The sequence below is a fragment of the Pseudoalteromonas sp. CH_XMU1449-3 genome (assembly GCF_037027245.1).
GTDB lineage: Bacteria > Pseudomonadota > Gammaproteobacteria > Enterobacterales > Alteromonadaceae > Pseudoalteromonas > Pseudoalteromonas shioyasakiensis.
Genome location: NZ_JAYMDY010000018.1, coordinates 19,281 through 33,768, shown reverse-complemented (window position 1 = coordinate 33,768; position 14,488 = coordinate 19,281). Strand labels below are relative to the sequence as shown.

The window sequence follows — 14,488 nt, the reverse complement described above, 5'->3', positions numbered from 1 at the left end:
TAAGTTATAATGTTGTCTAAGGTGTTGAACTAGGCAGGCCTAGCACCCCAACTAGACACTAACAAACTTTCAAGCACCAAGGTGTTAACCTTTAGTCTAATATACTCAGCTGAAAATGCTCGTGAGCTTGACTCTTTATTCCGACACCTATCCCTAACAGGCGTACTGGCTGGTTGTTACCTCGCTCATAGGCTTTACTCATTAACTCAGTAAAAATGCGTTCGTCTAATTGATGGTGGCTTTGATCGGCACTGGTCACGACAAAATTGGCAAACTTGACCTTCACAGATAACTTATTGATGCGGTTGTTTAATTGCTGTTTATCAAGACGGCGAGTTAATTCATCCATCAAGCGGGGTAACTGGCTTAAACACTCATCTAAATTATTTTTGTTGTATTCATAGGTGTGCTCAACACTGAGCGACTTTCGTACTCGCTCAGTTGACACTTTGCCAACGTACTCGCCTGCACACTTTTGATATAAAGACACGCCAAAATTACCAATATGCTGCTGCATCCAATTAACCCCTTTCGCGCGCACATCAGCCCCAGTGTAAAGCCCTTTAAGTTGCAGCTTTTCTAATGTCACCTTGCCAACGCCAGGGATTTTGCCAAGCGGTAAACTCGCCAAAAAGTCATCAACTTGATCGGGCAATACCACAAACTGACCATTAGGCTTGTTTTCATCGCTGGCAATTTTGGCAATAAACTTAATTGGCGCGACGCCTGCTGAGGCTGTTAGTCCGGTGGTGTCATAGATTTCTTGGCGGATTTGCTCCGCCATCAGTGTTGCACTGCCTTTGCACGCAGTACTGTCGGTTACATCAAGGTAGGCTTCATCTAACGATAACGGCTCAATAAGGTCCGTGTACTTTGCAAAAATGGCGCGAATTTGCGTGGAGATTTCTTTATAAACCTGCATTCGTCCGGGCACGATAACCAGATCGGGGCACAGTTGCTTGGCGTGATAGTTCGACATCGCCGAGCGCACACCATATTTACGGGCAATATAATTAGCAGTTGAAAGCACCCCGCGACGACTATTACCACCTATAGCCAGTGGCACATTGGCAAGCGCGGGGTTATCACGCATCTCCACGGCTGCATAAAAGCAGTCCATATCGATGTGAATGAATTTTTTCATCAGGAATACAACAACTGTTTATATATACAGTTATTATATTTAAACTTCCTGAGAGTGCAAGCTAAGAGGTTTGGCTTGTTTGTTGGTTTGGTTTTTTTCGGCTAATAAGCCGTGAACCAAATAACCAAAACGCGGCTTCTAATAACAAGCCCACGACAATTAAAGCGATAAATCCTGACATTGTGCCCATGCTATAACAGAGCAAAGCTAGAGCTAGCAAGATGAAAAGTGCAATCCACTTTATCACCTTCAAGGTTAGTTGCTGCATAATTAAGGTCCTTTAATGTGTGTTCATTTTGCTCACACTTTACGTAAGCGTGAACTTATAAATCTAGCACAATCTACTGAGCTTTCTAATTTCCTTGAGCTAAAAGCAGCATATTGCTAACCTAAGATTTCTCACAATCAACGAAGATTTACTATGCAATCGTTTATAGAACAACACCCTATCAGAACAAAAATTAATGTTGCATGGGGCGAAATGGATGCCCTGCAGCACGTCAATAATGTGGTGTATTTTCGCTACTTTGAAACAGCCCGTATCGATTTTTTTACTCAACTAGGCTTTCTTAAAGATTTACAAGCAACAGGTGTGGGCCCGGTGATCAGCGAAAACAATGCCCGCTATAAACGCCCTGTGACATTTCCTGATACTGTGTATGTTGGTGTAAAGATTAGTGACATTGAACAAGATCGTTTTATGATGCATTACACTGTATTTAGTGAAAGCCAAGACGCAGTAACAACCATTGGCTCATCACAAGTGGTTATGTTTAATTTTAAAACGGGTAAAAAAGCACAGTTAAATGATGAGTTATTAACTGCACTTAAAGCCCATTCTAGCGATTAACAAGGATCTACTATGCTTTATAGCCCACTTGGTCGAAGTGGTATTGATGTATCTCGTGTCTGCTTAGGTAGCATGACATGGGGTATGCAAAACAACCAAGCCGATGCCGATGAACAAATCGCCTATGCATTAGATAAAGGCGTTAACTTTATTGATACCGCCGAAATGTATGCCGTACCACCTTCTCCAGACACCTACGGTAAGACAGAAGAGATCATCGGTAATTGGTTAGCGCGTAATAAAGACAAACGCGATGATCTTGTCATTGCCACTAAAATTGCGGGTAACGGCTTACCTTGGGTACGCGATGCAGGCGATATTACTCGCCAAGCCATTGTTGAAGCCGTTGATGCATCTCTTAAGCGCTTACAAACTGATGTTATCGATTTATACCAATTACATTGGCCTAACCGTACATCACCGCACTTTGGTAAACAATGGCCAGGTAAAGTGTGCTTCTCAGAGGCTGACACTGATCAAAATATCGCGGGTATGTTAGATATTCTTGAAGGGCTGAATGACTGTATCAAGGCTGGTAAAATTAAGCACTGTGGTTTATCAGACGATACACCTTGGGGCATCAGCCAGTACTTACGCTTAAGTGAACAGCATAACCTTCCGCGTATGGTATCGATTCAAAACGAATTTAGTCTACTGCACGCCAAAGACTGGCCGTATTTGATTGAACAATGTATTCATGAAGATATTGCTTACCTACCTTGGTCACCGCTAGGTGGCGGCATGTTAAGTGGTAAGTACTTAAATGGTGCCCGCCCTGAAGGTAGCCGTTGGACGCTAGTGCAACGTAATGGCCTATTCAGAGACACTGCACAATCACGGGCTGCGATCGCTGAATATGTTGAAATTGCTAACGCCTTTAATTTAACACCTTCACAACTCGCACTAGCATGGTGTGATCAGGTAGATGGCGTAAGCTCTACAATTATAGGAGCAACATCAATGACGCAGTTAAAAGAAAATATAGATGCTTTTTCTGTGCAATTAAGCGATGAAGCTAACGATAAAATCGCTGACGTATTTAACCGCTATCCGATGCCTTTCTAAGCAATTATTTGCATTAGTATAAGCCTGTTACCTGACAGGCTTATTAATACTTATTCATCATTTTTATACTCTACCTACAATTTTACCCATACTTTAGTGTATAGTTATTCATAGTGTTTCACTATGTAGGTTGTTAATGAGTAAATACATAAAACAAGTAGTATGCGTAGTTGCAGGGGTATTACTTGCTCCCATTACTCATGCCTCCGACAAGCTCTCTATTACCTGGCTTGAAACTGATAACAAACCTTTTTTTCTTGATAAATCAGAGCAATATCCTTTTGGTGGCTTATGTAACAATATAACCGACCAGCTGATTGAAGCGATGCCAAACTTTAAGCACCAAAAATCACTATTACCACCAAAACGTTTGAGCAAATATCTCGACGAAGGACATCTTGCCTGCTATGCCTGCATGATCCATCGTGATAAAAAAACCAACCGTGCTACTTACTCAATCCCAACCACAGTGTACCCACCGTTTAGCGTATTAAGTACCAAAGAAAAAGCACTGAAGATTAAGCAAAAACACGGTAACCCAGTGTCATTAATCTCATTATTGACTGATGCAAATTTTATGTTTGGGCAAAATGATGCGCGAAAGTTTGGCAGTAAGCTTGATACTATAGCGAAAAATACCAAGCTTTACGAAAGTGCAGCATTAAGTGGCACCGGCAGCCATGCAAACCAAGCGCTACTATCGCAGTTAGAACATGGCTACATTGATTACACGATTGATTACCCATTTGTTGCTGATTATTACAATCAACAAAACCAACAGAATATTCAAAAACTCAACATTGTTAATCCGGCTCAGAATGTGGTTTTTGGCGCCATTGGTTGCTCAACGAATGCACCTAATAATTATGCCGAAAAAGTGCTAGCAGAAATAAATGAGGCGCTGAAGAACAAGGTACTGCCAAGTGAGAGATACCAGCAAAGCCAACGAACTTGGCTCGAACAAAGCTTTCCTGAGTTTTCAACTTATTATCAGCGCTACATTTTAGAACCGCTTAAAGAGCCTGCCATTGATGAGATAACAACTCCTGCTGACCATCCATAAGTGTTACCGCAAAAGTTGAATTAGCGACAACCTTCCCTACTCCTTCAGGCGTGCCTGTCATAATGATGTCGCCATCTTCTAGATCCATAAATTCAATGATTTCAGCTAAAATTTGCTCTGCGTTATGCAGCATTAACTTTGTATCGCCTAGTTGAGTGTCTTTACCATCAATCTTTAGACTAAATTGATAGTGTAAGTTGGAATTAACGGCAACAAACTCTGTAAAAAGCGCTGAACCATTAAATGCTTTTGCGCGCTCCCAAGGTAGGCCTTTTTCTTTAAGCGTGCTTTGTAGACCTCGCTTTGTTAAATCAAGCCCAAGCCCAACCGCAGCCAGTTGCTTGTTTTTAACTAAAAAACAAAGCTCTGTTTCGTAATGTAAAGTCTCACCTAAGTGTTCACTATTGAGAGAATCGGTGATAGCACTATTTGGTTTTGCAAACAGCACCATATTTGAAGGCATTTCGTTGTTAAGCTCTGCAATATGCGCTGCATAATTACGGCCAACACAAATGATTTTACTAGGTAAAAACGTTTTATCTGCAAATTTAACCTTATGCATTAGTCCTCCGTTAAGTAATTTATTCCAAATAATGGCCTTTACATAAAAAAGGCTAACAGATGCGACAGCACCTGTTAGCCATGAGGAACATTAAGGGAGAAAAAAGTTAGTTGCAAGAAATAGCAGTATCGTTTTTCTTCGAGGTTGTCACATTCAATTTAGCAATCGATACGTGCCATGCACCTTCAGTGGCTAGCTGCCAAGGTGAGAACACTTGTCCAAGTTGCACACCTTGCTCAGCAAAGCAGCTCAAATCGATTGTCAGGGTTTGCCAATCACTTGCTGCTTTAACCTGTTTGCTAATATCAAATTGGCCGTCACAGTTTTCACCGCATTGCATACCCAGCATTAACGGCGCATCAGCAGCTTGGTCTACCTTAATTTGCATTTCTAACTGCCCCGCTTTTTCAACGTATGAACGAAGATCCGACGGGAAAGCCGCCATTAAACGAACCGCAGCCGCTTCTTTACCATTAAAGCTGATTGCGCGCGCATCTTCTTGTACATCTTTATCAAAGGTTTTTACGCTAACAGCGTTAAGTGCTGCACGACTACTAGTCATGGCTTGTAGCTCAGAACCACTTTGTAGTTGCAGTGACCACGGTGCTTTTACGGCACGCTCAAATAGTACTAAGTCTTCTAATTTAGCGGCAACTTGTGATTTTTCGCTTAAGTCATCTGCTAATGTATTTTTATCTTGGTAAGTTAAACCAAAGCCGTAAGGCAATAGTGGCGCGTAATCTTTATCACCACGGTTTTGGTTACCTACCGGGTTATTTGGCCATGAGAACGATAACTTACCTTTAAAGTCATGATTGATAGAGCCATCTTGCTTTTTAAAGATAACATCGCTGATTGCATCACCTTCACTACCTGGTAACCAAGTTGCGACAAACGCATCACTGGCATTGAGCTCTGCATTCACCCACATTGGGCGACCACTAATAAATAGCGACACCACAGGAATACCGGCATCTTTTAGCTTTTTAAGTAGGGCTAAATCAGTTTTATTACCGCGTTGGTATTCAAGGTTATCTAAATCACCATTACCTTCTGCATATGGTTGTTCACCGAATACCACAATCGCAACATCTGGCTTAGCTTCAAATTCGCCATTTATATTGTATTGAACCTGACCACCGGCCTGCTCAACTGTATTTTTGATCCCATCAAAAATTGAAGAGCCACCCGGGAAGTCACTATTTTCGTTACCTGTGCCTTGCCATGTGATTGTCCAACCACCTGACTGCATACCAATGTTATCAGCGCCCTGACCGGCAACTAATACGTTTGAATTTGCTGATAGCGGTAACAACTGTTCTTTATTTTTCAGAAGAACCAATGATTCACGTACCGCTTGTTTTGCAACTGCGCGATGTTCTGCACTACCAATGATTTCTGTTTTACCTGAAAGCGGACGCTTAGCAGGGCTTGGCTTATCAAACAAACCTGCGCGCATTTTTACACGTAAGATACGTGTTACTGCATCATCAATGCGGCTTTGCGCAATTTCGCCACTTTTAACTTGCTTAATAAGGTTTTCATAAAGAGGTTTCCATGCATCTGTTGGCACCATGTACACATCAAGACCAGCATTTGCTGCTTGCGCGCAGTTGCCATTAGTACAACCTGGAATTTGGCCGTGACCGTTCCAGTCACCAACTACAAAACCATCAAAGCCCATTTTGCCTTTTAGTACGTCAGTAAGTAGGTATTTGCTGCCATGAATTTTTTCACCGTTCCAGCTGTTAAATGACGCCATTACAGTTTGTGCGCCAGCACCTAAGCCGCCTACATACCCTTGCGCATGAATATCAAATAACTCTTGCTCAGATGCTGTGTTATTACCTTGGTCATCACCGCCTTCTGTGCCGCCATCACCTAAAAAGTGCTTAACGGTACTTATCACGCGCTTATCAGATAAAAAGTCGTCATCAACTGCACCTTGCAATCCTTTAACAATGGCTGCCGAATATGCTTTCACAATTTCAGGATCTTCAGAATAACCTTCATAAGTACGGCCCCAACGGTCGTCACGAACAACCGCAACCGTAGGCGCGAATACCCAATCGATGCCGGTTACCATCACTTCTTGCGCAGTAGCGGCGGCAATTTTTTCGATTAACTCAGGGTTGTTTGTTGCACCTAAACCAATGTTATGAGGGAATAGTGTCGCACCAATAACATTATTGTGACCATGCACGGCATCGGTGCCCCACATAGTCGGAATTGAGCTGCCATCGAGCGAGTCATCAATTGAGGCTTGATACATTTTTTCAGCAAGATCAATCCAATCTGCGGCACTGGCATGTTTATCATTATTTGGGAATGCGCCACCGCCATTAAGGTAAGAACCAAAGCCGTATTTACGCATATCTTCAACGGTAATATCGCGAATTTCTGGTTGGATCATTTGCGCAATTTTTTGCTCAAGGGTCATATTTGCCAGCATATTTGCAATTTTTGCTTCCATTTCTGGATTTGCAGCAATGCCCGTTTCGATGTTTGGCCAAATTTCTTGCTCAGCGCTCACGTTTGCCACCTTATCTTGCCCAGTGCAAGCTGTCATGCTGGCGCCTGCCATCATTAACGAGAAGAGTGTGAATGTTTTTTTCAATTTCATTTTTACACCTATGAAGATTGCTGAGTCTGAGTCGATACTTTTGAGCCAACCAGCGCAAAGTAAGTAATATATAAATAACAGGCGATAGGTAAGAATAACGCCATTTGTACGCCAATAGAATCGGCTAACACACCTTGTAGTAATGGAATAATTGCGCCACCTACAATCGCTAAACATAAAATACCAGAACCTTTTGATGTGTACTTACCAAGGCCGTGTAAAGCAAGGCTGAAAATGGTTGGGAACATAATCGAGTTACATAAACCCACAAGCAGAATTGCCCACATAGCCAGGCTGCCCTCACCTGTCATGGCAATAACAACCAGTAAAACAGCCAATAAGCCATGACATGCTAACACCTTACCTGCATTAAATTTTTGCATTACCACTGCGCCAATAAAACGACCAACCATGGCTCCTGCAAAATAGTAGCTAATATAATGCGCGGCTTCGTTTTCTGGTAAACCCGCAATGTTATCTAGGGTCAAAAAGCCGACTAAAAAGCTGCCAATCGCCACCTCTGCGCCTACATACACAAAGATACCTACAGCACCTAGAATTAGGTGGCGGTAACGCCAAACACTACCTAAATCAACAAAGTCTTCTAAGTCTTGATGTGCCGCTTCGCTATCACTTTCTTTACCTAATTTTGGCAGTTTTAAAAACGCAAAGATAACCGCAAGTACAAGTAAGGTTAATGACAACATTAAATAAGGGAGTTTCACTTCCTCTGCTGTAGCTTGGCTAATTTCAGAGAGAATTAACCAACCACCAAAAATTGGCGCGACTGTTGTTCCTAAAGAATTAAAAGCTTGCGTCATAGTCAAACGCGAAGACGCTGTTTTTTGTGGACCAAGAACACTTACATAAGGGTTAGCAGATACTTGTAAAATAGTGATACCCGAAGCAAGAACAAACAAAGCCAATAAAAATAACTCATACACATGAGCAACAGCAGCTGGGTAAAACAGCGCACAACCAATGGCTGCAACCACTAAGCCGACAACAATACCAAACTGGTAACCAATACGACTGACCAACTTACCTGCCGGAATCGACATCACAAAATACGCGCCAAAGAAGCAAAACTGTATAAGCATAGCCTGCGTATAGTTAAGTGAAAACATGCCTTTTAAGTAAGGGATTAATATGTCATTAAGACAGGTGATGAATCCCCACATAAAAAATAATGTGGTCAATGATGCCAGCGCAAAGTGCTGCTTTGGCATATCTGCTTGGCCTGCTGCAGCCGAAACAGGAGTTGATACATGAGCCATAATTTTCTTCTCTAGTTAATTATATTTATCAGTTTGTTACAGCAAACTCTGGTACTTAATCACTAACAACAAATAGCGAAAAATGTTGCAACATTAAATGTAAGCGCTTACATTTATAACATATAAATCATATTTAGCAATTTATTTGCAGAAAAAATGTAAGCGCTTACAGCGGAGCCAAAACTCTAAATATTCAAGCCTTACACTAACCCAAAGGACGAGTATTAACTGTGTATAAATCAATCTCACTGTTACCAGATTCGGCTTTGCTCAAGCCCGAATTCACTTTTGGGGTGGCAACAGCCTCATTTCAGATTGAAGGGGCACGCGATAAGCGCCTCGATTGTATTTGGGATACATTTTGCGAAAAGCCTGGCACCATTGCAGATCAAAGCCATGGCGATGTAGCTTGCGATCATGTTGCGCGTTGGCAGCAAGATGTCGAGATGATTGCAGATTTGGCTGTCGATGCTTACCGCTTATCTATTTCGTGGCCGAGGGTCATGCAACAAGATGGCTCGGTTAACGAGCAAGGTATGGAATTTTACGCTCAGCTATTATCGGCGTTAAAAGCACGTAATATTAAGACCTACGTCACCTTATATCACTGGGATTTACCTCAATACCTTGAAGATAATGGCGGTTGGTTAAACCGCGAGACAGCCTATAAATTTAAAGACTATGCCGAACTTGTTACTCAACACCTTGGTCACTTAGTTGATTCATTCGCCACCTTGAACGAGCCATTTTGTAGTGCCTACTTAGGTTATGAAGTGGGTGTACATGCACCTGGCATTAAATCGCAACAAGCTGGCCGACAAGCAGCGCACCACTTATTACTTGCCCACGGCCTTGCTATGCAAGTATTACGTAAAAACTGCCCAGACACAGAAGCAGGTATCGTATTAAACTTCAGCCCGACCTACCCTTTAACCGCCGATGATAAAAAAGCCGCAGAGCTTGCTGATCAATACCATAATCAATGGTATATCAAAGCGGTTTTAGAAGGTGCTTACCCATCTTTACTGGATGATTTAGCAGATGAAGTTAAGCCAACTATTATTGCTGGCGATATGGCAATTATTAGCCAAGATGTCGACTTTATTGGCGTTAACTACTATACCCGCATACACTACAGAAATACCGCTGATAACTGGTTTGAAGAAGCAAACCTTACAGATGTTCGCGTTACCGATATGGGCTGGGAAGTTTACCCACAAGGTTTAACTGAACTTTTGGTATCACTTCATCAGCAATATGATTTACCAAAAATGTATATTACCGAAAATGGCGCAGCCATGGCCGATACGTTAGAAAATGGTGAAGTGAACGATATAGAACGAGTAGATTATTATCACACTCACTTAAATGCAGTGTGTGATGCAATTCGCCAAGGCGTTGATATTCAAGGCTACTTTGCGTGGAGCTTAATGGACAACTTTGAATGGGCGTATGGCTACGAAAAGCGCTTTGGGTTAGTTTATATTGATTATCAAAGCCAACAACGCATTTTAAAAGAAAGCGCAAAACAATATCGCGCGCTACTCAAACAGCGATAAAAATAACAACAATCGAGAACACACATGCTGACAAAAAGAGAAAAAATAGCCTACGGATTAGGCGATACAGCAAGTAATATCATCTTTCAAACGGTGATGTTATTTTTAACTTTTTTCTATACTGATATCTTTGGTATTTCACCCGCGATTGTTGGCACCTTGTTTTTGGTGGTGAGAGTCGTTGATGCAATTACCGACCCATTAATGGGAGCTTTAACTGATTCAACCCGCACTAAGTGGGGAAGCTATCGTCCCTACTTACTCTGGCTTGCTTTACCATTTGGGGTGATCAGCATGATCACCTTCACCACGCCCGACCTTCCTGAATCAGGCAAAGTCATTTATGCCTTTGTCACTTACACTTTGCTGATGCTGGTTTACACCGCGATTAATATTCCTTACTCAGCGTTAGGTGGGGTATTAAGTAGCGACCCTAAAGAGCGAGTATCCATTCAATCATATCGCTTTGTGTTTGGTATGCTGGGCGGCTTAATTGTCAGTGCCTGTACTTTGCCTTTGGTAAATTGGCTTGGCAAAGGTGATAACGCAACGGGCTACCAACTCACTATGGCCCTGATGAGCGGCTTAGGTGTAATCTTATTTCTGATTTGTTTTCGCTTTACCAAAGAGCGTGTTGCAGCTCATAACAGCTCATCGTTGAGCTGGAAAACCCGCATGAACACACTATGGCAAAATGGTCCATTTAAAGTGTTGTGCTTTGCTGCATTTATGCTGTTAACCAGTATGGTATTGCGCACGACCCTTGCCATTTACTATGTAAAATATGTACTTGGTGAAGCAGAGCTAGTCACCTACTTTGTTACCATCGGCATGATAGGTAATATTTTGGGCTGTGCCTGTGCAAACCCACTCAGCAAACGTGTTGATAAGAAAACCGCCTATATTCGTTTGCAATATATCTCTGCAGCTATCAGTTGCGTGGCATTTTGGTTGCCGGGTGAACAACTGATACTTGCCTTTGCAGTGTACTTTTTATGGTGTTTCTTCACGCAAATGGCAACCCCGCTACTGTGGGCAAAAATGGCCGACACCATAGATTACGGGCAATGGAAAACTGGTGAAAGGCTAACAGGCCTAGTCTACGCAAGCGTGGTCTTCTTTATTAAGCTTGGTCTTGCCCTTGGCGGTGCCATTGCAGGTTGGTTACTGGCATTTTATGGCTATGAAGCTAATACCGAACTCAGTGAACACACGCTTTCGGGTATATTAATTTCGTTTACCCTTTACCCAGCAATAGGTAGTATGCTTGTCGCTTTTATAATGAAAAGGTATATTCTGGATAACCAAACGGTTGAGCAGATCAGTGCCGATTTATCGTTAAAGCAGCATCCATAATTTTGTTTAAAAAGGAATAACATGGCCACCATTTACGAGGTGTCGAAACTTGCAGGTGTTTCTCTTGCAACCGTTTCACGAGTAATGAACAACAATGCAAATGTCAGTGATGCAACACGTAAAAAAGTCACTGCCGCAATGGATGAGCTTGGCTATCGACCTAACTCAATTGCTCAGTCATTGGCATCAAATTGCTCGAACAGTGTTGGCCTACTGGTCTCTGAATTACAAGGTCCGTTTTACGGGCCTATGATGAGTGGCATTGAAAATACCTTTCGTAACCAAGGTAAGCATTTGATTATTGCTGCGGGTCACAGTGATGAAGAGCGTGAAAAACAAGGAATTGAGTTTTTGATTAGCCGTAACTGCGATGGCCTTATTTTACATGTTGAAGCGGTCAGCGATGACTACCTTATAAAACTCAGTAAAGGCCGTACGCCATTTGTATTGATCAACCGCTATATCAGCGAACTCAGTGATCGCTGTATTTTACTTAACAATATTAAAGGCGGTTACTTAGCTGCGAAACATGTTTTAGAACAAGGTCATAAAGATATTGCCTACATCAGCGGGCCGCTTTGGAAACAAGATGCCAAAGACCGTCTAGAAGGTCATAAACAAGCTCTGGCTGAGTTTAATCTTGAGTTTGATGAAAACCTCTTATTCCAAGGTGATTTCATGGAAGCGAGCGGTTATGAAGGTTTAAAAGCGCTTCATGAACAAACGCACCCATTCACTGCGCTTATCTGTGCCAATGATGAAATGGCAGTAGGTGCCATGGCTAGCGCGCGCGATTTAGGGTTAACTTTACCTAAGCAATTGTCGATTATGGGTTACGATAACGTATTTTTCACCCGTCACGTTTACCCACAATTGAGCACCGTTAATTACCCAATAGATGAGATGGGTCGCATGGCAGCAGATTGGGTGTTAAATCATGTTTATCAAAAACAAACCCCACCACTACAAACGCTATTTGAACCGGAACTGGTAGTTCGGCATTCAATTAGCCGCCAATCAGCTCAGATAACAAGCCAAGGTTAATTGGCTTTAATAACACTTGTTCAATCTCAAGTTGTTCAATTTTTTCTGGCTCTGGCTCTGCGCCACTAACAATGACTAGATTTAAGTCAGGGTGGCGCTGTTTTATTTCATGGGCTAAATCAAGCCCTTCGCCATCAGGCAAATGCATATCGAGTAACACTTTAGCAAAGTTTTGATCGTCACTCAGGGTCGCAAGACACGCAGCACAACTTGGTGCTATAACAGTTTCAACACCTAAACTTTCAAGCAATAATTGAGTGATTTGCGCTGCATCACCGTCGTCCTCAACCAATAAATAGCGCGTACTCTGTAAGGTCACTTCAGGGCTGTCGTCTTGCTCAACTACTGGTTCTGTATTGCCTTCGCAAATGTAATGATTGAGCACTTGGTAAAGCAACCCAGAATCAACCGGTTTTGCAATCATATCGTTAAAGCCAAGCGCACTTAACTCAGTTTTCACCCCTTTCATGGTGGCAGCTGTAAGCGCGATGATTGGTCCTTGATAACCCATTTTACGAAGCTCAATAGTGGCTTCTTTGCCGCCCATAACCGGCATATGCAAATCAATAAATACAATATCAAAAGGCTTACCCGCTTGCTCTGCATTAGCTACTTTTTCAATTGCTTGTTTACCGTGCTCGGCATAATCCACTTCTGCGCCAGTGCTGGTGATCATATGGCCAACGAGATTACGTAAATCTTTTAGGTCGTCGACCACTAATACTCGCCCAGTGGTTTTTAACGTTGTTAGTTTTTGCTGGCAATCGGGGTTTGAATCAAAGCGCAGCACTTGGCGTTCAATATCTCGAATATTGCCAGGGTAAATCGAAAGGGTAAATTCAGAGCCCACGCCTTGCGTTGATTCAAGTTCAATAGAACCTTGCATACGACTAAGTAACTCTGAACAAATAGCAAGGCCCAACCCTGCTCCACCGACATCTCGTGATTCTACATCAGCAATTTGTTCAAATGGTTTAAAGATCAGTGCTTGTTTTTCAGCTGGAATACCAAGGCCTGTGTCTTTAATACTAAAAAACAGCATTTCTCGTTCATTAACCCAAGCAGTCCAAGCTCGCACTGTGATCTCGCCTTGGTTGGTAAACTTGATTGCGTTGTTGATGATGTTAATGAGGATTTGGCGTAACCGTGTAGCGTCTGTGTTTATAACTAAAGGCAAGGCTTGCTGTGACTCAAATTTAAGCGATAAACCTTTATCAAGCGCAGAAACGCGCATTAAGGTATAAACGTCAGCCATTAGGCTATCTAAGTTAACATCACTGCAATTGAGCTCCAGTTTATCGGCAGCAATCTTTGATAGGTCGAGCACATCATTAAGCAAACTCAGTAAATGTTTACCATTTCGGTAAATCACACCCAACTCATTTTGAGCATGCTGATTTTTATCACTTTGCATGAGTAACTCTGTGTAACCCAAGATAGAAGACAGAGGTGTGCGTAACTCATGACTCAAATGGGCCAAAAAGCGGTCTTTAGAGCGGTTTTCAGCTTCTGCTTTTAAACGCTCAACACGCTCATCTTCAACATCTCGGCGAGCTAAAGCGTAGCGTATAGCACGGGCAAAGCGGCTAGAGTTCATCTCGCTTTTAACCAGATAATCAACCGCACCGGCATCGAGCGCTGCAGAATCGAGAGCTTCATCTGATTGCCCGGTTAGCATGATAATCGGGCCGCGAAAGCCATTTGCCACAGCCCGTTTTAATACTTCGAGGCCATCTGATGCGCCTAAGCGGTAATCTAACAAACAAATGTCATGTTTGTTTTCGCTAAGCTCACTAATGGCCTCTTCAGGGCAACTTAACCACTCAACATCGAATGTATGGGAACCTAATTGGTCTAAGTAATCGCAAGTAAGAATATAATCGTCTTCGTCGTCTTCTACTAAGAGTAATCGGGTTACCTTGTCTAACATTCTTATTCCTTATAC

Annotated in this window: 12 protein-coding genes; 6 read left to right on the top strand and 6 right to left on the bottom strand. The window is 42.4% G+C overall.

Features of this window, described 5'->3' with window-relative positions:
- Nucleotides 1-91: 91 nt before the first annotated feature.
- Both dinB and WA256_RS17725 read right to left on the bottom strand, forming a co-directional pair.
- Nucleotides 92-1,144 (bottom strand): DNA polymerase IV, encoded by a 1,053-nt coding sequence (dinB, locus tag WA256_RS17730; RefSeq protein WP_063529048.1) that lies wholly within the window; start codon nt 1,142-1,144, stop codon nt 92-94.
- A gap of 61 nt (nt 1,145-1,205) precedes the next feature.
- Nucleotides 1,206-1,412: a hypothetical protein gene (locus WA256_RS17725; protein ID WP_058586546.1), complete on the bottom strand. Its 207-nt coding sequence runs from the start codon at nt 1,410-1,412 to the stop codon at nt 1,206-1,208.
- A 153-nt stretch (nt 1,413-1,565) separates the two neighbouring features.
- On the opposite strand from WA256_RS17725, the gene WA256_RS17720 reads away from it, so the two are divergent.
- The 3 genes from WA256_RS17720 (at nt 1,566) to WA256_RS17710 (ending at nt 4,122) form a co-directional block, all read left to right on the top strand.
- Nucleotides 1,566-1,994, top strand: coding sequence for an acyl-CoA thioesterase (locus WA256_RS17720; RefSeq protein WP_063529049.1), 429 nt, complete (start codon nt 1,566-1,568; stop codon nt 1,992-1,994).
- Nucleotides 1,995-2,006: 12 nt separating this feature from the next.
- Nucleotides 2,007-3,059: an aldo/keto reductase gene (locus WA256_RS17715; RefSeq protein WP_335992766.1), complete on the top strand. Its 1,053-nt coding sequence runs from the start codon at nt 2,007-2,009 to the stop codon at nt 3,057-3,059.
- Between the two features lie 136 nt (nt 3,060-3,195).
- Nucleotides 3,196-4,122 (top strand): ABC transporter substrate-binding protein, encoded by a 927-nt coding sequence (locus WA256_RS17710; RefSeq protein WP_335992765.1) that lies wholly within the window; start codon nt 3,196-3,198, stop codon nt 4,120-4,122.
- Here WA256_RS17710 and WA256_RS17705 read toward each other — a convergent pair.
- The 3 genes from WA256_RS17705 to WA256_RS17695 all read right to left on the bottom strand — a co-directional run bounded on the left by WA256_RS17705 (nt 4,073) and on the right by WA256_RS17695 (nt 8,584).
- The gene (locus WA256_RS17705) at nt 4,073-4,684 is read right to left on the bottom strand and encodes a fumarylacetoacetate hydrolase family protein (protein WP_335992764.1); all 612 of its coding nucleotides are present in this window, start codon (nt 4,682-4,684) and stop codon (nt 4,073-4,075) included. The genes WA256_RS17710 and WA256_RS17705 overlap by 50 nt on opposite strands.
- Before the next feature lie 106 nt (nt 4,685-4,790).
- A complete protein-coding gene (locus WA256_RS17700; RefSeq protein ID WP_442961451.1) occupies nt 4,791-7,268 on the bottom strand; it encodes a glycoside hydrolase family 3 protein in 2,478 nt (825 codons plus the stop codon).
- A 47-nt stretch (nt 7,269-7,315) separates the two neighbouring features.
- Nucleotides 7,316-8,584 carry a sugar MFS transporter gene (locus WA256_RS17695; protein WP_063529053.1) on the bottom strand — a complete coding sequence of 423 codons (1,269 nt, stop codon included), beginning with the start codon at nt 8,582-8,584 and terminating at the stop codon, nt 7,316-7,318.
- Nucleotides 8,585-8,814: 230 nt separating this feature from the next.
- On the opposite strand from WA256_RS17695, the gene WA256_RS17690 reads away from it, so the two are divergent.
- The 3 genes from WA256_RS17690 to WA256_RS17680 are packed head-to-tail and all read left to right on the top strand — an operon-like array spanning nt 8,815 to nt 12,543.
- On the top strand, nt 8,815-10,143 hold the full coding sequence (locus WA256_RS17690) for a GH1 family beta-glucosidase (RefSeq protein ID WP_130166836.1): 1,329 nt from the start codon (nt 8,815-8,817) through the stop codon (nt 10,141-10,143).
- 24 nt (nt 10,144-10,167) lie between these two features.
- Nucleotides 10,168-11,499: a glycoside-pentoside-hexuronide (GPH):cation symporter gene (locus WA256_RS17685; protein WP_063529055.1), complete on the top strand. Its 1,332-nt coding sequence runs from the start codon at nt 10,168-10,170 to the stop codon at nt 11,497-11,499.
- Nucleotides 11,500-11,520: 21 nt separating this feature from the next.
- Complete coding sequence (locus WA256_RS17680) at nt 11,521-12,543, top strand: LacI family DNA-binding transcriptional regulator (RefSeq protein WP_063529056.1); 1,023 nt, start codon at nt 11,521-11,523, stop codon at nt 12,541-12,543.
- Here the strand turns inward: WA256_RS17680 and WA256_RS17675 are convergent.
- Nucleotides 12,506-14,473, bottom strand: a complete 1,968-nt coding sequence (locus tag WA256_RS17675) for a response regulator (protein WP_063529057.1) — start codon at nt 14,471-14,473, stop codon at nt 12,506-12,508. The two genes, WA256_RS17680 and WA256_RS17675, sit on opposite strands and share 38 nt — an antisense overlap.
- Nucleotides 14,474-14,488 lie beyond the last annotated feature (15 nt).

Excerpts from the sequence above, each read along its gene's own strand:
- WA256_RS17725 (WP_058586546.1), bottom strand. The coding sequence starts at position 1,412 with ATGCAGCAACTAACCTTGAAGGTGATAAAGTGGATTGCACTTTTCATC.
- WA256_RS17700 (WP_442961451.1), bottom strand. The coding sequence starts at position 7,268 with ATGGCAGGCGCCAGCATGACAGCTTGCACTGGGCAAGATAAGGTGGCA.
- WA256_RS17675 (WP_063529057.1), bottom strand. The coding sequence starts at position 14,473 with ATGTTAGACAAGGTAACCCGATTACTCTTAGTAGAAGACGACGAAGAC.
- WA256_RS17680 (WP_063529056.1), top strand. The coding sequence starts at position 11,521 with ATGGCCACCATTTACGAGGTGTCGAAACTTGCAGGTGTTTCTCTTGCA.
- WA256_RS17695 (WP_063529053.1), bottom strand. The coding sequence starts at position 8,584 with ATGGCTCATGTATCAACTCCTGTTTCGGCTGCAGCAGGCCAAGCAGAT.
- WA256_RS17715 (WP_335992766.1), top strand. The coding sequence starts at position 2,007 with ATGCTTTATAGCCCACTTGGTCGAAGTGGTATTGATGTATCTCGTGTC.
- dinB (WP_063529048.1), bottom strand. The coding sequence starts at position 1,144 with ATGAAAAAATTCATTCACATCGATATGGACTGCTTTTATGCAGCCGTG.
- WA256_RS17710 (WP_335992765.1), top strand. The coding sequence starts at position 3,196 with ATGAGTAAATACATAAAACAAGTAGTATGCGTAGTTGCAGGGGTATTA.
- WA256_RS17705 (WP_335992764.1), bottom strand. The coding sequence starts at position 4,684 with ATGCATAAGGTTAAATTTGCAGATAAAACGTTTTTACCTAGTAAAATC.
- WA256_RS17720 (WP_063529049.1), top strand. The coding sequence starts at position 1,566 with ATGCAATCGTTTATAGAACAACACCCTATCAGAACAAAAATTAATGTT.
- WA256_RS17685 (WP_063529055.1), top strand. The coding sequence starts at position 10,168 with ATGCTGACAAAAAGAGAAAAAATAGCCTACGGATTAGGCGATACAGCA.